The organism is Bacillus sp. FSL P2-0069, from assembly GCF_038593315.1.
In the GTDB taxonomy this organism is placed as follows: domain Bacteria; phylum Bacillota; class Bacilli; order Bacillales; family Bacillaceae; genus Bacillus; species Bacillus safensis.
Genome location: NZ_CP151984.1, coordinates 754,220 through 774,354, shown reverse-complemented (window position 1 = coordinate 774,354; position 20,135 = coordinate 754,220). Strand labels below are relative to the sequence as shown.

The 20,135-nt window shown below is 42.7% G+C and carries 18 protein-coding genes; 5 read left to right on the top strand and 13 right to left on the bottom strand.

Features of this window, described 5'->3' with window-relative positions:
* Nucleotides 1-226 precede the first annotated feature (226 nt).
* The 3 genes from NSQ34_RS03815 to NSQ34_RS03805 form a co-directional block, all read right to left on the bottom strand.
* Entirely contained in the window at nt 227-988 is a 762-nt protein-coding gene (locus tag NSQ34_RS03815) for a YfkD famly protein (protein WP_227001727.1), read from the bottom strand.
* Nucleotides 989-1,076: 88 nt separating this feature from the next.
* The gene (gene cax / locus NSQ34_RS03810; protein WP_034283700.1) at nt 1,077-2,144 is read right to left on the bottom strand and encodes a calcium/proton exchanger; all 1,068 of its coding nucleotides are present in this window, start codon (nt 2,142-2,144) and stop codon (nt 1,077-1,079) included.
* Between the two features lie 65 nt (nt 2,145-2,209).
* The gene (locus NSQ34_RS03805) at nt 2,210-2,587 is read right to left on the bottom strand and encodes an OsmC family protein (RefSeq protein WP_111927627.1); all 378 of its coding nucleotides are present in this window, start codon (nt 2,585-2,587) and stop codon (nt 2,210-2,212) included.
* 75 nt (nt 2,588-2,662) lie between these two features.
* Here NSQ34_RS03805 and NSQ34_RS03800 point away from each other — a divergent pair, with 75 nt between their 5' ends.
* Both NSQ34_RS03800 and NSQ34_RS03795 read left to right on the top strand, forming a co-directional pair.
* The gene (locus NSQ34_RS03800) at nt 2,663-3,826 is read left to right on the top strand and encodes an MFS transporter (RefSeq protein WP_046314260.1); all 1,164 of its coding nucleotides are present in this window, start codon (nt 2,663-2,665) and stop codon (nt 3,824-3,826) included.
* Nucleotides 3,827-3,842: 16 nt separating this feature from the next.
* Nucleotides 3,843-4,349, top strand: a complete 507-nt coding sequence (locus NSQ34_RS03795; protein ID WP_120208611.1) for a GNAT family N-acetyltransferase — start codon at nt 3,843-3,845, stop codon at nt 4,347-4,349.
* A 207-nt stretch (nt 4,350-4,556) separates the two neighbouring features.
* Here NSQ34_RS03795 and NSQ34_RS03790 read toward each other — a convergent pair whose 3' ends face one another.
* The 3 genes from NSQ34_RS03790 to NSQ34_RS03780 are packed head-to-tail and all read right to left on the bottom strand — an operon-like array spanning nt 4,557 to nt 6,217.
* On the bottom strand, nt 4,557-5,375 hold the full coding sequence (locus tag NSQ34_RS03790; RefSeq protein WP_024425272.1) for a YhjD/YihY/BrkB family envelope integrity protein: 819 nt from the start codon (nt 5,373-5,375) through the stop codon (nt 4,557-4,559).
* A gap of 27 nt (nt 5,376-5,402) precedes the next feature.
* Complete coding sequence (locus tag NSQ34_RS03785; RefSeq protein ID WP_111927625.1) at nt 5,403-5,726, bottom strand: YtxH domain-containing protein; 324 nt, start codon at nt 5,724-5,726, stop codon at nt 5,403-5,405.
* A gap of 20 nt (nt 5,727-5,746) precedes the next feature.
* Complete coding sequence (locus NSQ34_RS03780; protein ID WP_024425273.1) at nt 5,747-6,217, bottom strand: low molecular weight protein-tyrosine-phosphatase; 471 nt, start codon at nt 6,215-6,217, stop codon at nt 5,747-5,749.
* Between the two features lie 173 nt (nt 6,218-6,390).
* Between NSQ34_RS03780 and NSQ34_RS03775 the strand changes: the two genes are divergently transcribed.
* Both NSQ34_RS03775 and NSQ34_RS03770 read left to right on the top strand, forming a co-directional pair.
* Complete coding sequence (locus tag NSQ34_RS03775) at nt 6,391-7,746, top strand: sodium:alanine symporter family protein (protein ID WP_217008924.1); 1,356 nt, start codon at nt 6,391-6,393, stop codon at nt 7,744-7,746.
* Between the two features lie 77 nt (nt 7,747-7,823).
* A complete protein-coding gene (locus tag NSQ34_RS03770) occupies nt 7,824-8,039 on the top strand; it encodes a DUF1128 domain-containing protein (protein WP_003214000.1) in 216 nt (71 codons plus the stop codon).
* A 107-nt stretch (nt 8,040-8,146) separates the two neighbouring features.
* On the opposite strand, the gene NSQ34_RS03765 is transcribed toward NSQ34_RS03770, so the two are convergent.
* The gene (locus tag NSQ34_RS03765; protein ID WP_070326778.1) at nt 8,147-8,665 is read right to left on the bottom strand and encodes a type 1 glutamine amidotransferase domain-containing protein; all 519 of its coding nucleotides are present in this window, start codon (nt 8,663-8,665) and stop codon (nt 8,147-8,149) included.
* Nucleotides 8,666-8,918: 253 nt separating this feature from the next.
* On the opposite strand from NSQ34_RS03765, the gene NSQ34_RS03760 reads away from it, so the two are divergent.
* Nucleotides 8,919-13,211 (top strand): multifunctional 2',3'-cyclic-nucleotide 2'-phosphodiesterase/3'-nucleotidase/5'-nucleotidase, encoded by a 4,293-nt coding sequence (locus NSQ34_RS03760; protein WP_111927624.1) that lies wholly within the window; start codon nt 8,919-8,921, stop codon nt 13,209-13,211.
* Between the two features lie 38 nt (nt 13,212-13,249).
* Here NSQ34_RS03760 and NSQ34_RS03755 read toward each other — a convergent pair whose 3' ends face one another.
* The 6 genes from NSQ34_RS03755 to NSQ34_RS03730 form a co-directional block, all read right to left on the bottom strand.
* A complete protein-coding gene (locus NSQ34_RS03755) occupies nt 13,250-13,684 on the bottom strand; it encodes a terpene synthase (protein ID WP_111927623.1) in 435 nt (144 codons plus the stop codon).
* A gap of 65 nt (nt 13,685-13,749) precedes the next feature.
* Nucleotides 13,750-14,478, bottom strand: coding sequence for a trehalose operon repressor (treR, locus tag NSQ34_RS03750; protein ID WP_061110564.1), 729 nt, complete (start codon nt 14,476-14,478; stop codon nt 13,750-13,752).
* A gap of 19 nt (nt 14,479-14,497) precedes the next feature.
* On the bottom strand, nt 14,498-16,198 hold the full coding sequence (treC, locus tag NSQ34_RS03745) for an alpha,alpha-phosphotrehalase (protein WP_041116184.1): 1,701 nt from the start codon (nt 16,196-16,198) through the stop codon (nt 14,498-14,500).
* Nucleotides 16,199-16,213: 15 nt separating this feature from the next.
* On the bottom strand, nt 16,214-17,650 hold the full coding sequence (gene treP / locus NSQ34_RS03740; RefSeq protein ID WP_046314249.1) for a PTS system trehalose-specific EIIBC component: 1,437 nt from the start codon (nt 17,648-17,650) through the stop codon (nt 16,214-16,216).
* 168 nt (nt 17,651-17,818) lie between these two features.
* Nucleotides 17,819-18,205, bottom strand: a complete 387-nt coding sequence (locus NSQ34_RS03735) for a DUF1992 domain-containing protein (RefSeq protein WP_041116179.1) — start codon at nt 18,203-18,205, stop codon at nt 17,819-17,821.
* Nucleotides 18,206-18,384: 179 nt separating this feature from the next.
* On the bottom strand, nt 18,385-20,109 hold the full coding sequence (locus NSQ34_RS03730; protein WP_041116177.1) for a methyl-accepting chemotaxis protein: 1,725 nt from the start codon (nt 20,107-20,109) through the stop codon (nt 18,385-18,387).
* Nucleotides 20,110-20,135 lie beyond the last annotated feature (26 nt).

The following is a 20,135-nucleotide window of genomic DNA, read 5'->3' as shown; positions in this document are numbered from 1 at the left end:
AAACATGGTGGTTTTCTTATTATGGATTTATGATCATCCCTTATTTTGGCCTATGTCTTATTTTCAACAACTTACCGATATTGACTAAAGTTATCTTCTTTCTTTTTATCATTTGGTATTTATATAACGCCTTTGACTTTTACAAGAATGAACTAAAAAGAAAAAAAGAGAAAACCTCTTAGAAAAAAACAGTCATCTCCTCTTTTGATAAGAGGAGATGACTGTTTTAATTCATCCCTTGAAACCCAAACGTCAAGTGATCCTGAACAGGTATCCAAGCGCCGATTCCTTGTGAGGTCACGTTTTTTACGACGAGTTTTCGTTTATTTCCTTTTAGTACAAGGTACACTTCTCCGTATGTGACCTTACCTTTTTCGTTAATCGCTGGTGCATAGGCATGAAGCGATGCTGCTTTTTTCGGAGAGACATGGTATGACTGATCTCGTTTTGTTCCTGCTCCAATCACGGTGTCAAAAGCGAGGGGCAGCTTTGTTTTTTGAATCGCTTTTTGCATCATCAATGTTTTCACATCTTCTGGGTTCGGCACTTTTGCTGTGAGCCCGCCGCTTACTTTCACCTGCTGCTTTTGAACGTATTTTCCAATGGCTGTTTTATTGCCGCCTCTGTTATCAATGTGGTTTGTATTCACTTTTTTGTATTCCCAGTTGGCGACCGTTTCGTTTGAATCGTAGCTCAGCGCCCATCTCCCGAGGAAAATGGTCGCACGGTATCCAACAGCTAATGGCGTCCCTGAAATGCTGGATTCATTCAGCATTTTAATCAAATGAGTATTCTCAATCGGTACACTTGTTGTTTTGAACAATTCAGCCGTCAGCTCGCTCGGCTGGAGCAGCGGCTGATCCTGTGACGCGTTTGGATACGTATTCTCCTTGGAGATACTGGCGACAGAGGATGGCACTTTAAATGGCTTTGCCGCCTCCGCTGAAAAGCTGTATAGAAAACTTAAGGATAAGAGAACAACAAACATGATGCGGAGCATCTTTTTCATATCATCACTCTTTCTCATTCATTTTTCCATAGTATTTTCCGCAAAGACGTCCCTTATCCACAAAAGATTATAAAAGGAAAAATCCAATCGCCATAATAAAATAGGCAGCGAGTAATGTGGCACCTTCAAACCAGTTTGTATCCCCGTCATTAGATAAAATGACCGTGAGCAGCACAGAGGATGCCATCGCAATGAGCTCTGGCAAGGAGAAAATGAGCGGCATCTGCTTATCAAAAAATAGCGAGCTGATGACTAGGATTGGCGCGACCATCATGGCAACCTGAAGTGTGGAGCCAAAGGCAATTTCCACTGCTACATCCATTTTGTTTTTATACGCCATGATGACAGCTGAGGCATGTTCTGCTGCGTTGCCGACGATGGCCACAATAATGACACCAATAAACAGCTCACTCCAGCCAAACTGTTCTCCTACCGTATCAAAAGTATGAACAAGACGCTCTGAAATGTACGCAACTGCGATCGTCGAAAGCAGCAAAATGACAGTGGCAAACTTTCCAGACCATTCAGGTGTTTCTTCTTCCGTCTCCGCTTCACCTTGCATACTGTCCTGCTTAGCAACATAGACTCCGCGGTGGCTGACCAGTTTGAAATAGAGCGCCGCGACATAAAGCAAAATCATCACAATGCTGATCCCAATGCTTAAAACAAACTGCTTATTCTCTGCCATCTCCATCGAAAACACTTCTGGAATGACAAACGCTACAATGATGGCAAACATGAGCAAGCCTGAATTGTGCCTTGCATCATGTACATTGAACACTTGGCGCTTATATTTTAATCCGCCAACAAAAAAAGACAGCCCCGCCACAAGCAGTAAATTTCCGATGACTGATCCAGTTAATGAAGCAAGTACGATGGCCGTCAGTCCTTGCTTCAAGGCAAAAAACGATATGATTAATTCCACTGCATTTCCGAATGTGGCGTTTAAAAGTCCGCCAATTCTAGGTCCCGCAATGATGGCAAGACTTTCTGTGGCTCTTCCCATAAAACTAGCAAGACCAATAATGGCGATACAATAAACGGTAAACATGATGACCTGCGGGAAATGAAGGAAACTGCCAATCACCGATAGCGGAACACCGATTGCGACAATCACAAGAAATAAACGATTCATACAGCCATTCTCCTTTACATATGTCTGACTGTTATTCTTTCGTGAGTGCCGTCATCGTATACATTTTAGATTCGCGCGTGTGAGAAGGTGATATCAATACTCTCTTTCACGGACTGCACCATAGAGCAGTGCTTCAATGCAAGGGTGATCATTTTATCGATTTGTTCATCAGATGTATTGATGTCTTCAAATAAGATATGTAAATGAATGCAGGAAATTTTGTTTACAGCTCCTGCCCTTGTCGTTTCAGGTGTGATCGTCATCCCTTCATAGAATATTCGCTTTTTACGGCATACATGAATGAGCATTTCTCCAAAGCAGCCTGCAATGGCTGAGGTGAGCAATTGAGATGGGCGGTACCCCAGTTCTTCTGTTCCTGAAATAGGCAGCTGCCTGTCCTCAATAAGTGCGATCCAATGATCCTTTTCGTATGTCAGCTTCATTCCTTTTCCACCTTTCTATTGAAACCCCTCTGGTTCCATTGTACGATGAAAGCATGAACTTGTAAGGAGCATCTTATGTCGAGAATTCACTTTATGATTTTAATTTTACTGGTATCCGTATCCGGTTTTTCACAGGGTGCATTACTTCCTGTCATTTCCATTATTTTTGAACATGCCGGCACTTCTCCTACGTTAAACGGCCTGCATGCCACAGGCTTATATCTCGGTGTGCTGCTTGCGTCTCCTTTTATGGAAGCACCGCTTCGCCGGTTTGGATTTAAGCCGTTAATCGTCATTGGAGGCGCTGCTGTCTTTTTAAGCTTGTTTAGCTTTGTGTTTTTTGAATCTTATGTCGTCTGGTTTTTCCTCCGGCTCATGATCGGGATTGGTGACCATATGCTGCATTTCTCTACACAGACGTGGGTGACCTATGCTTCATCATCAAGAAATCGCGGACGAAATATTTCATTGTATGGATTATCATTTGGACTCGGTTTTGCCGCCGGCCCTTTTTTAACGCCGCTCATTGAGATCAATCCAGCCTTGCCTTTTATTGTTTCTGGTGCCGTTAGTTTATGTATTTGGCTGCTTGTGTTTGTTTTAAAAAATACATATCCAGATACAGGCGAAGTGCAAACGTCAGAGCAGACAAACAGTTTGAAGCGCTTTAAAAAGGCCTTTCAATTTGGCTGGGTCGCCTTTATGATGCCATTTTGCTACGGCTTTTTAGAAACGACGCTTAATAGTAACTTCCCTGTGTATGCACTCAGGAGCGGTGTGACAGTAGATGCAGTTGCGTTTATTTTACCTGCGTTTGCCATAGGGAGCATTGTCTTTCAGCTTCCTCTTGGGATGCTTAGTGACCGGTTTGGCAGACGCCGCATCATTTTATGTGTGACACTCGCTGGATCATTCTTTTTCCTTTTGGCAGGGATTTTCATTCAATCCGTTTTGGCTGTGGCCATCTGTTTCTTTATCGCTGGAATGGCTGTAGGCTCTACCTTCTCGCTTGGCATCAGTTTTATGACCGACTTATTGCCAAAGCATCTTCTTCCCGCCGGGAATTTAATGTGCGGGATGGCGTTTAGTGCAGGCAGTATTCTCGGGCCGGTACTCGGAGGATTCTTTGTGCAAACGTTTGAAGGAATGAATTTACTTTACCTTGTCAGCATCGTGATATTATTTGTGTTTTGCTGCGTTCGATTTGGGAGAACGCAGGCAGTGCTGGAAAGTCACTAAAATGGGGGATCAATCGTTGTTTACATATCACATCACAAATGAATTGACTTTGGCATCTCTACAATTAGATGATGCGGACTCACTATTTAGCCTTATTCAAAAGAATAAGGCCCATTTAGGGGAGTGGCTGCCTTGGGTTCATCACTGCAAAAGCATAGAAGCGGTCAAAACGTTTATTCAATCAACTCAAACCACTTACGATGAACAAAAAGGGTTGGAAGCTGGCATTCAGCTGAACGAGCAATTAATCGGTGTGTTCCGTCTGACATTTGATCAACAATTAGGCAATATCGGTTATTGGATTGATGAAGACGCGCAGGGACAGGGCATTGTGACAGCCATCGTGAAATATATGACAGATACCTTTGCTCCTAAAGTCGATGGATTTGAAATTTTTTGTCCTGCTGGCCATGTCAGAAGTGAACGTGTAGCGATAAACGCAGGGTTTCAGCATGATCCTCATTACCAGTCAAAACCTGATACAGCTTTTATTCTTAAGCGATATATACGATTGTCGAAATAAAAACTCCCCTGCATCTATGCAGAGGAGTTTTTTCATTTAATGATAACCATTTTGCCCGTTTGCACTGCCGCTTGTTTTGTGCTTTGGCTGATGGCCTTTGTTTTGTTTCGTGTTGCTTCCGCCTTTTTTCGATTGTTTGGACACATGTGATTCCCCCATCCATCAAGATTGAACATGTTCGTTCTTCTTTAGGATGCCCGGATTTCTTCACACCTTGCCTGGTACGATTTTACGCTTATGTAAAAGCGCATTGAGCTCGCCGCCAAGGATGATCATGATGCCGGTTAAATAAAACCAGATCATTAAAATAATGATTCCCCCAATACTTCCGTACATCGCACTGTAATTAGCAAACTCGCCTACGTAAAATGAGAACAGCATGCTCACCAAAATCCATCCAATCGAGGCAAAAATAGCGCCTGGCAGAACAAATTTCAATTTCAATCTAATGTTTGGGGCGAAATAGTACAAGGCTGTAAACACAATCAATAAAATCAGCGGGCTAATGATCCACCTCATGGCCGTCCAAATGGTGAGAAAGGCATCTGACTGCCCGACTAATTCAGCGAGAAATAAGCCAAGTTCTTTTCCAAAGACAGGCAGCATTAAGGCAAAAATAATCGTAAGAACCATTGCTATGGTTAAGATGATGGATGTTAAACGTACGAGAATGAAGGAACGATTTTCCTCAACTTCGTAAGCATGGTTAAATGCTCTGACGACGGCATTAATCCCGTTAGATGCAGACCAAAGGGCGGCAATAATCCCGAATGACAGCAATCCGCCGTTACGGCTGTTCAGTGTCTCTTCGGCAATGGATTCAATCATCGAAAGCGCTCCTTCTGGCGCATAACCAGAGATGACGCTTAGGACATCCTTCGACGTCAGCGGCAAATATCCAACGAGCGTCAGCACGAAGATGAGAAACGGAAATAATGAAAGCAAAAAGAAGTAAGCAAGCTCAGCAGATTTTGCCGGTCCTTCATGCAGCAAAAAGCGTTCAATTAACGCTTTAATAAAACCCATACGCTTCATCTCCAATGATCAATCTTTCTATTTCGATCGAAAGTGATCCTTTGTTTCTTCAATAATCTCTAATACTTTTGGGGTTGTTTCCTTTAACTGATTGACTTGTTCATTTAAAAATGACAAATCATCTGAGACTGTTCGCATCAGCTGCTTCGTTTCTTCCATTTTTTCTTTCATGCAAGCAGAAATTCTGGCTGGCTCCTGACGGTATTCCGCCAGCTTTTCCTGACAGTCATTCCATTTGTCTTTGAGCGCGATTCTCGTTGGCCGATGAAATAATGTCAGCAGTGCGCCGCAAGCTGCTCCTATCACAGCTCCTCGAAGCATGATTTGATTTTTTTCTTCCATCTCGTCTGATCTCCTTTCAGTTAAAGGTGTTTCTCTTTTTTTACATACGTCAAAAAACGATCAATTCCTTTTTCAATTAAATCATGTACTTCCTCAAAGTTTCCAGTGTAATAAGGGTCTGGCACATCATCACGATCGTCGTCTTCAACAAAGTCAAGAAGACGGCCAATAAAGTGATGTTTCCCATATCCGGCTATACTGCGAAGTGCTCCTACATTTTCAGCATCCATCGCAATGATATAGTCGTATGCTGTGATGTCCTCATCTATGATTTGTCTTGCGGACATCCCTTCATAGCTGATCCCTTTTTCATCAAGCAGCTTTCGTGTTCCTTCATGCGGAGGGCTGCCTTGATGCCAGCCGCCAATGCCTGCTGAATCAATGACAAAGTGCTCGCTTAGCCCCTCATCTTCTACTCGTTTTCTAAACATGGCCTCTGCCATCGGTGATCTGCAAATATTGCCAAGACATACGAATAATACATGAATCATCCTTCATTCTCCTCCTATCTTTTCCCTAAGAACTGCTTTCGGAAACCTTTTCTCTATCATATCAAGCCCTTTTTCTTTTGAAAACTTTGCAAGAAAAACTCCCATCGGCATTGACACATTATACAAAAAAAGGTGACACTTTAGGAGAAATAAACAAATAAAGGGGGATACATATGGGATGGGTAGAACAGATTGTCAGCAGTATCAATGATGTATTATGGGGACCGCCGCTTTTGTTTTTGATCGTGGGGACAGGGATTTACCTTACCTTTCGCGTGCTCTTCATTCAAATTAGGCTGCTCCCCTATTCGCTTAAGCTGGCATTTTCAAAGCAAGATAAGACATCAGAAGGTGATATTTCTCACTTCCAAGCATTAATGACAGCCCTTGCTGCAACGGTTGGAACGGGAAATATTGTAGGGGTCGCCTCTGCTGTCATTGCCGGCGGACCAGGCGCTGTGTTTTGGATGTGGTTTGCAGCGTTCTTTGGAATGGCGACAAAATATGCTGAAGCTGTTCTCGCAGTGAAATACCGTGTCAAAAATGAAAAAGGGGAAATGTCCGGCGGGCCGATGTACTATTTGGAGCATGGCTTGAAGCAAAAATGGCTAGGGGTGCTGTTTGCTATTTTTGGCGCTACGGCTGCCTTTGGGATTGGGAATCTCGTGCAGTCAAATTCGATTTCTGGTGTCATGAATTCAACCTTTCAAATTCCAACATGGATCACCGGCATTATTATTACGGCCTTTACTGCCCTCGTGATTTTAGGCGGGATTAAAAGCATTGGCCGTGTGACGGCTATTTTTGTACCGGTCATGGCTTTATTCTACGTCATTTGCGGACTGATCATTCTTGTCATGAATGCGGATCTTGTCCCAAGTGCCGTCGGGCTCATTTTTACGGATGCATTTACAGGTCAAGCCGTTGCAGGCGGTGCAATCGGCACCGTAATCCGCTGGGGTGTGGCGAGAGGGGTATTTTCCAATGAAGCGGGTCTTGGTTCTGCACCAATCGCTGCAGCTGCTGCCAAAACAGATATGCCTGCTCGTCAAGCGCTTGTGTCAATGACGCAAGTCTTTATTGATACGATGATTGTTTGTTCCATTACAGGGATCACAATTGTCATGGCCGATATGTACGTCACAGAAAAAAGTGATGCACTCACCTCGTTATCCTTTGCTCATTTCCTTGGTCCAATCGGCTCAATCATTGTTGCAATCGGCTTACTTTTATTCGCCTATTCCACCATTATTGGCTGGTCCTATTATGGCGAAAAATGCTTTACATATTTGGCGAAAGATTCATATGTGATGTATTATCGTGTTGTGTTTGTTATTGCTGTCTTTTTCGGTGCCGTGTTTAAGAATGATTTCGTCTGGGGCGTGGCTGATATGCTAAACGGACTGATGGCTGTTCCTAACTTAATCGGCCTCATCGGTTTATCTGGGGTTGTCGTGTTTGAATCTAAACTAATCATTGATAAGATCAAGCAGGAGAAAAAGGAGAAAAACATCTCGGTGTCGTCTTAATAGCCCTTTTATTCTTTTGCATTTCTGTTAAAATAGACATATTATTCAACACATATGCAGGAAAGGACGTGCCGCCCTTGTCAGAGCAAAAAGCGGCTGAAGTCAATCAGCTGATTGAAGACATTTCGCAAAAGTTAAATATGCTGAACATTGGAGTCATCAAAGCCGAGGACTTCAGTCCAGACAAGTACGAAGATATTGAATTTCTACACCAAATGGTGATGAAAAAATCTTCATTCAGCCCAAGTGAAATGCAAGCCATCGCAAGCGAGCTAAAAAACTTAAGAAAATAATCGTGCAAAGGAAACTGGATTGCGGTTTACGCCGTTTTCTTCCATCCATGCGCAGAAAAAGCCAGCACCCCGCAAGGTGCTGGCTTTGTTTATCCTGTCAAAACTGCTTATTTTGCGAGCAGTTTTAATGATTCACGGTTAAATGCTGGAATGTCATCAGGTGTACGGCTTGTCACAAGCTGATCCTGACAAACGACAACTTCTTCATCTTTGAATTTTGCGCCTGCGTTTTCCATATCTACTTGAATGGATGTATAGCCAGTCGCGCCTCTGCCTTCCAGCGACTTCGCTGTAATGAGCAATTGCGGTCCGTGACAGATCGCAAATACTGGTTTTTTCTCGTCCATAAATGCTCTTGTAAATTGGACATAGCGATCATCTGCACGCAGAATGTCTGGTGAGAACCCGCCAGGAATCAGAAGTGCATCGAAGTCTTCAGGCTTCACGTTATCAATGGACGCGTCCACTCTCACTTCTGCTTCTCCTTGCTTCCCTTTCACTGTTTTTCCTTTTTCGTTTTCAATCACTGTGACCTCATGGCCTGCATCTTTAAAGGCTTTTGCAGGCTCGGTGAATTCAACATCCTCAAAGTAATCTGTTAATACAACTGCAATTTTCTTACCCATGTAGAAACCCTCCTGCTTGATTATCGTTACATTACACACTATACCCGGGTACATTGAAATCAAACATCCTATCCCGATCAGAAAACCCCTTATGATGAAAATAAGCATTTAGACTTATTTATATTCCCTCAACAAGGTAATTCGTATGATTTATGTTATCTTTACAATAATCTGCAAAAAATAACTACAAAAGTTAACGAAACATTTCTACAATAGGTATTGTGGTCAAAAAAATTAGAAAGGCGGAGATCAGGTGAAGAAGCAAGCACATAGGTCTAAACGAAGGAAAAACCTGTCTATTCTGCTCACTTCCATTATGATGATTAGTCTCATTCTCCCAGCAGTACCTACTCATGCAGCAATAGAAAACGGCGATGCCGTAAAAGTCAGCATCTTAGCCACAACGGATGTACATGCCAACATGATGAATTACGATTATTACAGCGACAAAGAAACAAATGAATTTGGTTTGGCAAAAACAGCCGAGCTGATAGAAAAGCACCGTTCACAAAATCCTAATACACTCCTTGTTGATAACGGAGACCTGATTCAAGGAACCCCTCTTGGAGAATACGTTTACAAAAATGAGAAAGACCGCATCATTAATCAAACAAAGGTTCACCCCATTATTCATACACTCAACAAACTAAAGTACGATGCAGGAACACTTGGCAATCATGAATTTAACTACGGATTATCATTTCTTGATGGTACCATTGCCGGCGCTAACTTCCCGATTGTCAATGCGAACGTCAAAAAGTTAAATGGAGAACACCGTTTTACGCCTTATGTGATCCAAGATAAAACCTTTAAAGATGCAAACGGAGCTTCACAAACTGTAAAAGTCGGTTACATAGGATTCGTTCCACCGCAAATTATGACGTGGGATAAGAAACATTTAGATGGACAAGTTCAAGTGCAGGATATCGTCGAATCTGCCAATGAAACCATTCCTGAAATGAAGGAAAAAGGGGCAGATATCATCATCGCTCTTGCCCATACAGGAATTGAAAAAACCGCTTCGCCTAAAGGGTCAGAAAATATGATCTTTGATCTTGCCACGAAAACAAAAGGCATCGATGCGATCGTGTCCGGCCACCAGCACGGCACATTCCCAAGCGCTGAATATAGCGGCGTCGACAAATTCGATGTCTCAAAAGGAACGATCAACGGCATTCCAGTCGTCATGTCAAAAAACTGGGGAAGCTACCTCGGAGTCATTGATTTAACATTAGAGCCTGACGGCAGCAAATGGAAGGTCACAGACGGAACAGGAAAGATTGAACCTGTTGCAGGAGTCACTTCTCAAAACAGCACTGTGAAAGATGCCATTCAAACAACGCATCAAAACACACTTGATTATGTGAGAAAACCTGTCGGTAAAACAGAAGCAGACATTAACAGCTTTTTTGCTCAAGTGATGGATGACCCCTCTATTCAAATTGTGACAGATGCACAAAAATGGTATGCACAAGAAAAAATGAAGGATACCGCGTACAAAAACTTACCGATTTTATCTGCAGGCGCCCCGTTTAAAGCCGGCGGTCGAAACGGTGTGAATTATTATACGAATATCGCAAAAGGTGATTTAGCGATTAAAAATATCGGCGATCTCTACCTTTACGATAACACCGTGCAGATTGTTAAACTCAAAGGCAGTGAAGTAAAAGACTGGCTCGAGATGTCTGCCGGACAGTTTAATCAAATCAAACCAAACGATTCAAATGAACAGCCTATTTTAAACGAAGAATACCGCTCGTATAACTTTGATGTGATCGATGGTGTCACCTATCAAGTCGATGTGACGCAGCCGGCTAAGTACAGCACAACAGGCACCCTTGTCAATGCAAATGCAAACCGCATCAAAAACCTGTCCTTCAACGGGAAACCAGTCTCTGACAATCAAGAATTTTTAGTCGTGACGAACAACTATCGAGCTTCTGGCGGCGGAGGCTTCCCGCATCTGACGCAAGATAAAGTGGTGCTAGCCTCAGCTGATGAGAACCGCCAAGTACTGATGGATTATATTATCGAACAAAAAACCATCAACCCAAGTGCGGATCAAAACTGGTCCATTGCACCAATCAAAGGCGCAACAGTCACATTCGAATCTTCTCTTATGGCTAAGCCGTTTGCTGAAAAATCAAGCAGCATAGACTTTGTTCGTAACGCCAGCACAGATGGTCTTGGCGTGTACAAGCTAGCCTTTAAAGAGGATGGCACAACAGAACCGCCTGCATCAGACAACTGGAATTTAACGGTGATGCATACAAACGATACACATGCACACCTTGATGATGCAGCAAGACGTGCAACAAAGATTAAAGAAGTTCGAGCCGAAAGCAAAAACAACATTTTATTAGATGCTGGAGACGTCTTCTCTGGTGACCTATATTTCACAAAATGGCAAGGACTTGCCGACCTAAAACTAATGAACTTAATGAAATATGATGCCATGACGTTTGGTAATCATGAATTTGACAAAGGTCCTTCTGTTCTTCGTCAATTCCTGACGGGTGATGCTTCAGATGTAGATGCGAAAAATCGTCACCAATTTGAAAAGCCTGCATTCCCGATTGTGTCATCAAACGTTGATGTCTCTAAGGAAAAACAATTGAGCGGCTTAGTGAAAAAGCCAGCGACATTTAAAGCTGGTGAGAAAAAAGAAGCTGGGATTTACCCATACATTCTGCTTGATGTAAACGGTGAAAAGGTGGCTGTATTCGGCTTAACCACTGAAGACACGGCCATTACATCCAGCAGCGGTCCTAACATTCAATTCAAGGATGCATACAAGAAAGCAAAAGAAACAGTTAACACGATTCAAACAGAAGAAAAAATCAACAAAATCATTGCTTTAACACACATTGGCTATAACCGTGACCTTGAGCTTGCTCAAAAAGTAGATGGTATTGATTTAATCATTGGCGGTCACACGCACACCCTTGTTGAAAAATTAAAGGTCGTCAATAAGAAAGAACCAACGATTGTCGCACAGGTAAAAGACTACGGACAATTTTTAGGAAAAGTAGACGTGGCCTTTAATCAAAAAGGAGTCGTACAGCCAAAGGAATCTTCTTTTGATCTCATCACCATCGATGACTCTGTCAAAGAAGATGCTGATGCAAAAGCGATCCTCGATCAGTACAAGGCAGATATTCAAGATTTAAAAACGGAAAAAGTCGGGTCTGCTGATGTCCTCTTAGATGGACAACGCGAGCATGTCCGTGCAAAGGAAACGAACCTTGGGAACTTTATTGCTGACGGCATGCTGAAGAAAGCGCAAGAATCTGCTGGTGCTGATCTTGCCATCACAAACGGCGGCGGAATTCGAGGCAGCATTGAAAAAGGAGATATCACTTTAGGTGATATTTTAACGGTCATGCCATTTGGAAACACACTCTATGTCGCAGATTTAAAAGGCAGCCAAATTAAGAAAGCACTCGAACAAGGGCTTTCAGGCATTGAGGAAGGCGGCGGCGCATTCCCTCATGTAGCCGGCATTGAATATACGTTTACACTGAGTAAACCAGCTGGCAGCAGACTCATTGATGTCAAACTGAAAGACGAAAACGGCAAACTAACAGACATTGATGATAAGAAAACATACCGCGTGGCGACAAACGCATTTGTCGGCACAGGCGGAGATGGCTACAGTGTCTTTACAGAAGCCTCTCACGGCGAAGACTTAGGCTATGTTGACTATGAAATCTTCAAAGAGCAAATTGAACAGGCAGACGGCGGGCATATTTCTCCTGTCATCGATCACAGGGTGAAAGAAGTGTTCCTTCCGCGTGCGAAAGGAAAAAGCACCTATGACATTCAAGATGATGAGAAATTCCAAACGTATGTGCAGCATACAAACAAAGCATTGCTCTATTTAGACAAAGCGAGCGAAGCGAAAAACGTTCAATTGTCTCTATCAAAAGCACAGGTAGCCGAGCTGAAGAAAAGAGAGCAAGATCCAAACGTCACCATCTATCATGACAAAGTGGGACTCGCATTACCGCTCTCTAACTTGTCCGAGAAAAGCGCAGATATATGGATGACAAAGACGGATAAGGTGAAAAATGCATTAACGGATACGTATGATTTCCAAATCAAACAAGATCAGAAAAAGGTTTCTACCTTTAAAGATCCTGTCACACTATCCTTTACATTAGATGAGCCTCAAAAGGCGAAGAAACCTGGTGTATATTATGTAGACCGCAAGAAAAACCGTTATGCAAAAACAAGTAACGGATCGTTCGAAAATGGTGTCGTATCAGGTCAAACTGAACACTTCAGCGAATATACCGTACTCAACCAAAGCGGGGCAGCTGGAACAACGCCAGATCAAACTGGCGGAGACGGCGGTACATCAGCGCCAGGCGGAGGTACAGGTACAGATCCAAACCAAGATGGAACCGGACTCCCAGGCGGCACACTCCCGAATACAGCAACAATGATGTATACAGCTGTATTGATTGGCGTACTCATGCTTGCCTCAGGCGGTATCCTATATTACTACCAGCGCAAGCGTACAAGAAAAAATGTATCATCCTAAAAGAAAAGGACAGAGCCTATGCTCTGTCTTTTCTCATCTCAATCTTGGGATAAATAAATCCAATTGCGTTTATCAAATTGTTTCACCTCATCTGATCCTATATGACGCAGCATTCTATTGAAGAATGTGATGTCATCTTCATCATCGACGGCATATAAATCCTCTTGAACATAATCTCTTATAATAAAATTCGTTAAGTTTGTATTATTCACAAAGTCTGCAAAATAATCTTCTACAAGAGTTAAATCCTCTTCACTTAATTTTTCATCATTGATAATGGAAATATGAAAAACATTCAAATACGCTTGTATATCTTCTTCATCCATATAACATAAAGGTTCCAGCTTTCTGTCTTCTGCCGTAAACGGTTTTCGAGTATCTTCAATGATGACATAACATAAAATCTGCTGATCTTTCATCACACTGAATATTTCTAAATCTCTTAATTTTAATGGTCTATTTACTCTCATCATCTTTCCTCCAGAAAGTAGTGATCTATTCGTCATCTACTTTTCCCATAACCTGAAAAGGACAGAGCCTAGGCTCTGTCCGTTCTTTCTCTTCTAGCAAAATCGACGAATCTGAAGCGGTCTAATCGGTGACGGCTTTCTGTGTATTGAAATAGACTCGTATCCTCTAAGAACACATAATTTTTTACCACAACGACATGGTCAAATCCCTTCAAATCAAGGTACTTGGCGTCCTCTTCTGTACATGGCTCTACCACAAATTCTTTTTGAGCATAGCTGATCGATACACCGAGTTCTCCCTCAATATACTCGTAGATTGATCCTTCGCATATGTCTTTAGACAATACTTCGACATGCTTTTGCAAAAAGTAGTCCTTGTCTAAAATCACCTCTTCACCGCTAATATTGCGAGATCGAATGACTTTCCAGACGTCTGTCTGTTCATCAATTTTCAGCTGAGACTGAATATACTGATCCGGTTTGATTAAACCAAATTCATGAACTGTTGTGACCGTCTTTCGGCCAAGCGTTTGGGAAAGCTCTTTAAAGCTGACAAGACCTGAAACAGGAAACTGCATTTTCTCCCGATTCAGCAATACAGAACCTTTCCCGCGGATTTTTTGAATATAGCCATTTTGCACCAGAATATTTAATGCCTTTCTCACCGTCTCCCGGGACGTGTCGTACATGATAGAAAGTTCATGCTCTGATGGGAGGATGCCTTTATCCTGCCATTCACCTTGCTCAATTCGTCTTGCGAGCTGATCATAAATCACTCGAAACTTATTCTCTTTCATTTTCCCTCCGCCCCATTTTCTAGCGTTTGGTTAAATGATAAACGATTGACTCATATGGGCGCAACGTAAATCCCTTGATATGTGCCGGCACATCCTCATAATTGGATAACAGGACTTGCCCCTCCATCTCATCTACAGCCTGCACAAGCTCATCAGGAAGCGTAAAGTCCGCCTCCCCTGCATAAAAGTGGTTGATCACGAGGAGCTTCTCATTCTTGCTTTCTCTAACATAAGCAAAAATCTTTGGATCTTCTGCTAAAAGTAAGGAGAAGCTGCCATATGTGATCACATCAAGTTCTTTACGCAGTCTGCAAAGGGCTTGGTAATGATAGAAAATGGACGTCCGGTCTTTTAACGCAGCTTCGACCGAAATGTCGTTATCGGCTGGCTCAATCCAAGGCGTTCCTGTTGAGAAGCCTGCATTCTTCTCTGAGGTCCACTGCATTGGAGTTCTCGCATTATCTCTTGACTTGACCTGTAAAATGGCGAGTGCTTCTTCCTTTGATTTTCCCTTTTCAAGCATGACTTCGTACATATTGAGTGATTCGATATCACGGTAAGACGAAATGTCCTCAAAGCGAGGATTCTTCATGCCAATTTCCTCACCTTGATAAATATAAGGAGTCCCCTGCATCAGATGAATCGTGGTCGCCAGCATCTTCGCTGATTGCTGATGATACGTGTCATCATCACCATATCTTGAGACGATACGCGGCTGATCATGATTGCACCAGAACAGCGCATTCCAGCCGCCGCCCTCATGCATTTTCGTCTGCCATTCAGACAGAATCGACTTTAATTCTTGAAAATCAAATGGTGCGATCGCCCACTTTTCGCCGTTTGGATAATCCACCTTTAAATGATGGAAGTTAAACGTCATATCCAGCTCCTGCCGATCAGGTCTTGTATACCGAATGCAGTCTGCGATATTCGTTGAAGACATTTCTCCAACTGTCATGCTATCGTATTTCGAAAAAACCTCCTGGTTCATTTCATGCAGAAATTCATGAATTCTCGGCCCGTCCGTATAGTACATGCGGCCGTCGCCTTGCACAGATTGTCCGGCATCATCTAAGAAGCGCTGATCCTTTGAAATGTTGTTGATGACATCCAGCCTGAACCCATCAATTCCTTTTTCAAACCAAAAGTGCATGATGTCATATACTTTCCTGCGCACCTCATCCTTCTCCCAATTGAGATCCGCCTGAGTGACATCATATAAATGGAGATAATAATCTCCTGTTATTTCGTCTAGTTCCCAGGCTGGGCCGCCAAATTTCGACTGCCAATCGTTCGGAGGAGATCCGTCCGCTTTTGGCTCCTTCCAAATATAATAATCTCGGTAAGGGTTATCCTTTGACTCACGCGAGGCTTGAAACCACTCATGGAAAATGGATGTATGGTTAACGGCTAGATCCATGATGACTCGTATTCCTCTCTCATGCGCTTCCTTCAGCATGCGTTCAAAATCTGTCATTGTGCCGTACATGTCATGGATTTTTGTATAATCACTAATATCATAGCCGTTGTCATGCTGCGGGGACTCATACATTGGCGTGAGCCAAATACAATCCGCCCCAAGCTCTTTGATGTAATCAAGCTTTTTCGTCACGCCATTGATATCCCCTGTACCAGAGCCCGTTGTATCTAAAAAGCTCTTCGGATAAATTTGATAGACCACCGCTTTTTTCCACCACGGTTCATTTGATTGCTGATTCAATTTCCTTCACCACCACTAGTTAAGTTCTTCTGAAAAATCCTTCTTCTTTTTTAGTTTTGCATATAAAAGAGTACCGATGAATGGGAGGATGAGTACAATCACCATTCCAATTGCAAATGCCCCCCAATATTTCGGGATAATGGAGAAGATTCCTGGAATGCCTCCAACACCAACTGAGCTTGCCAGCACCCCTTGAGAGGCGATAAACATACCGGCTAATCCTGAGCTGATCAGTGCAAAAATAAATGGGAATCGATAACGCAGGTTGACCCCAAACATCGCCGGTTCGGTAATTCCTAAATAAGCAGAAATACTTGATGTCAGCGAAAGTCCTTTTTGCTTTTCATCTTTTAAGACAAACATCATTGCCAGTGCAGCTGATCCTTGTGCGATATTGGACAGTGCAAGCATTGGCCATAGGAACGTGCCGTGCAGCTTTGAGTTAATCAATTGAATATCCACAGCGAGGAACGTATGGTGCATTCCTGTAATGACTAATGCTGCATACAGTCCGCCATATAATAGACCGCCAAGTGCTGCGAATTGCTGGAATACAGCTACAAGTCCAGATGTTAAAACATTACCGATTGCAAAGGTAACAGGTCCAATGACGATAAATGATAAAAATCCAATGACTAATAACGTAATCGGTGCAACAACTAAAAGCTGAATACTTTCAGGTGTCCGTTTTGTGATAAACAATTCGAGCTTTGCAAGTAAATAAGAGGCAACGAGTATCGGAAGAACCTGTCCTTGATAGCCTACCTTCTGCACTTCAAGACCAAACAAGTTCCAAACGGGAATGTCACCGGTCTTCTCAGCCGCTCCATAGCCCCATGCGTTTAACAAGTCTGGATGTACAAGCATTAGCCCAAGGACCATTCCTAAAAGCGGATTCCCCCCAAACCGCTTCACAGCTGACCAGCCAATTAATGCTGGCAGGAAGGTGAAAGCAGTGCCTGCAATTAAGTTGATCATATTCGCTAAATCAGCCCATGCCGGATACACATCCACAATCGATTTTTGATCAAAGAAAATATCAGGAGCTGTTAAAATATTATTAATTCCCATTAATAAACCGGCTGTGACGATGGCAGGAAGAATCGGTATAAAGATATCCGCAAGCGTTTTCACAGCACGCTGCAATGGATTCAATTTCTGATCAGAGGCACGCTTGACGTCCTCTTTTGTGGCTTCACCAATCCCCGTCTGTTTCACCATTTCGGCATATACTCGATTGACGACCCCTTGGCCGATCACCACTTGGTATTGACCGTTCGCTGAGAAAGATCCCTTCACTTCTTCAATTTGTTCAAGTGCTTTCTCATCCACCTTACCTTCATCTTTCAGCACAAAGCGCAGTCTTGTTACACAATGTGTCGCTTGATCAATATTTTCTTTGCCGCCGATGGCTTTCACAATCTGATCTGCTGCTGCCTGATAATCAGCCATACTATCCCCTCCGAGATCGTTTTTTTATATAAGAAAAAAGAACCAAAAAACTTGTATATACATGTTTGATTCTTATTTTATATTTGTATATACATGTAGTCAACAACAAAATGCAGCGCTTACATAAAAAAAGCCCCCTCAATGTGCTCAGGGAGAGGCAGCGTGTCATCATCTTTTTTTATGCTCCGTTAATTTCTCGTATACCTTATTTTTATAGAAGGAGGAAGCTGGACGGGCAAAAGTTTGGCGCTTAGATGTAAGTTCATCCAGACGTTTTTGTTTTTCTTCACATATGAGAGACAGCTTTTTTCTCTCCTCTCCGTCTATACTGGAGCGAAGCAGCTCTTTGACAGTCATGAGTTCTTTTTTCAGCGCTGTTTCTTCCCCAGCAAATCCGGCATTTTTCATGATGCGGTAGCCCATTCTAAGTTCTTCTGGTACATGAGCAGCATCATCTTTTGGCAGAGGCTTCCCAAAGCCAGATAATCCTTCAAAAGCCCCGTTATCCATCGCTTTTTTGATCCGTTCTTCTGATAATCTCTGCGCAAAATCCATAGCGTTTCTCCTTTCGCCGCAAGTATTTGATTAAGCATAGCAAAAAAGCTGGCTCTCTCACAAGAGCCAGCTTCAGCATCTAAACAAGCCCTCGCATTCGGTGTCTATCCTGCGCTCAGGTGCTCGTCCCTTCTTCGCTAAAAAGAGAAAAAGGGCTAAAATATTTTAGCCCTTTCTCGTTATTTATTGTCGACTTTGAAGGTTGAGACCATTTGTGCTAAGTCATCCGACATATCAGAGAGCTGTTCAATCGCACTTGAAATTTGCTGCATACCAGCACTTTGCTGTTCTGTTGCTGCCGCCACTTCTTGAGAGCTGGCTGCATGTTCTTCCGATACAACAGAAATTTGCTCAATCGATGTAGAAATCGTTTGATATGCTTTCTCAACTTGCTTAATAGAAGCAAGCAAATTGTTCGTTCTTCTTGAAAACTGGGACACACCGTCGTAAATCAAAGCGAAGTTTTGTGACGTGCCTTCCATTTGCTCACGTCCTTCTTCCACTGCTTTACTGCTTTCCTCTACGCTTTCAAGAACGCGCTGACTGTTTTCCTGTGTACCGATGACAAGGTCTGAAACGGTTTTAGCCGCATCCGCTGATTGTTCAGCTAACTTGCGCACCTCATCTGCCACAACAGCAAAGCCTTTTCCTTCTTCTCCAACACGTGCCGCTTCAATGGAAGCATTCAGTGCAAGCAGATTCGTTTGTGCTGAAATGTCTGTAATAATCGAGATGACACTTTCAATCTCCGTTGAATGAGATTGTAATTCTTCTGCTGCCTGCTTTGAGTTGGTCATCTTGTCATGTAGCATATTCAGATGATCAAGCACATGGTTCACTAATTTTTGACCAGATTCTGACTGCTCTTGTACGTTAGATGAAACAGATTTCATTTCATCAACTTCTTTTGTGACACCTTCGATTTGCGTATCGATCTCAGCAACGGATGTCGTACAATCCGTAATATTTGCGACAGAATCATTGATTCCTTCACTCATATTCGTCATGGCTTCTGATACTTGCTGCGCACTTTGACTCGATTCGTTCGTCACCGTACGAAGCTGTGAAGACATTTTCGACACTTCACTAGATGAGTGTGAGATTTTCGAAATGAGCTCTTTGATCCGCCCCTGCATCTTTTGGAAGGATGCGGCAAGCTGGCCGATCTCGTCTTTACTTTCAACCTCTACCACACCAGTTAAATCACCGTCAGCAATTCGGTTCGCTGATTCCATCAATGAACGTGCTGGTTTCGCAATTCTTCTTCCCATAAAGTATGAGAAGAGTAATCCACCGATGAGCACAATGGCAGATGCCACTGTGATATAGATCGTCAGCTTCTGCGTTGTTTGAGGCACGACAGACGCATCTAAATCAATGCCTAAAATCCCTGTCAGCTCACCGCCTGAATCCTTGATTGGCAAAAAGACTGATTTATGTGTACCAAATGAATCTTTGTAAATATCACTTTTGACCATTTTATCTTCAGAAAGAGCTTGTTTCATCTCATCTGAGAATGCATAATCCTGGTCAAAATCATTGTCTTCTCCAGTTAATACGATAATTCTTTCTTTACCGCCTTTATTAGATAACACGTATAAGTTCTCAAGCGTATGATCTTTTTGAAGCTCTGTGAATTTCGTTTTAATCTCGGCATAAATGGGATCATCCTTCCCGCTAATGCTGAGCACGTTTCCATCGATGTTATCGATTTCTTTTTTGGCAGTATCAATATCTGTTGTTAATCGATAATCAAATTGCTTTAATAACTGGGATGATAAATCCTGGCTGACTAGATAAAAGGTTAGAACGAATAATGCAACGGTTGCGAGTAATGTTACGGTAACGACTGACATGATTTTAGAGGATATCGTGTATCCTCCAAATTTCCTTTGTTTCGCCATTTTTTCCTACATCTCCACTCTCAGAT

Excerpts from the sequence above, each read along its gene's own strand:
- NSQ34_RS03800 (WP_046314260.1), top strand. The coding sequence starts at position 2,663 with ATGTCGAGAATTCACTTTATGATTTTAATTTTACTGGTATCCGTATCC.
- NSQ34_RS03765 (WP_070326778.1), bottom strand. The coding sequence starts at position 8,665 with ATGGGTAAGAAAATTGCAGTTGTATTAACAGATTACTTTGAGGATGTT.
- cax (WP_034283700.1), bottom strand. The coding sequence starts at position 2,144 with ATGAATCGTTTATTTCTTGTGATTGTCGCAATCGGTGTTCCGCTATCG.
- NSQ34_RS03730 (WP_041116177.1), bottom strand. The coding sequence starts at position 20,109 with ATGGCGAAACAAAGGAAATTTGGAGGATACACGATATCCTCTAAAATC.
- NSQ34_RS03785 (WP_111927625.1), bottom strand. The coding sequence starts at position 5,726 with ATGGAAGAAAAAAATCAAATCATGCTTCGAGGAGCTGTGATAGGAGCA.
- NSQ34_RS03805 (WP_111927627.1), bottom strand. The coding sequence starts at position 2,587 with ATGAAGCTGACATACGAAAAGGATCATTGGATCGCACTTATTGAGGAC.
- NSQ34_RS03780 (WP_024425273.1), bottom strand. The coding sequence starts at position 6,217 with ATGATTCATGTATTATTCGTATGTCTTGGCAATATTTGCAGATCACCG.
- NSQ34_RS03755 (WP_111927623.1), bottom strand. The coding sequence starts at position 13,684 with ATGATGAGAGTAAATAGACCATTAAAATTAAGAGATTTAGAAATATTC.
- NSQ34_RS03735 (WP_041116179.1), bottom strand. The coding sequence starts at position 18,205 with ATGGATTTTGCGCAGAGATTATCAGAAGAACGGATCAAAAAAGCGATG.
- treP (WP_046314249.1), bottom strand. The coding sequence starts at position 17,650 with ATGGCTGATTATCAGGCAGCAGCAGATCAGATTGTGAAAGCCATCGGC.
- NSQ34_RS03815 (WP_227001727.1), bottom strand. The coding sequence starts at position 988 with ATGTTTGTTGTTCTCTTATCCTTAAGTTTTCTATACAGCTTTTCAGCG.
- NSQ34_RS03790 (WP_024425272.1), bottom strand. The coding sequence starts at position 5,375 with ATGGGTTTTATTAAAGCGTTAATTGAACGCTTTTTGCTGCATGAAGGA.
- treR (WP_061110564.1), bottom strand. The coding sequence starts at position 14,478 with ATGAAAGAGAATAAGTTTCGAGTGATTTATGATCAGCTCGCAAGACGA.
- NSQ34_RS03775 (WP_217008924.1), top strand. The coding sequence starts at position 6,391 with ATGGGATGGGTAGAACAGATTGTCAGCAGTATCAATGATGTATTATGG.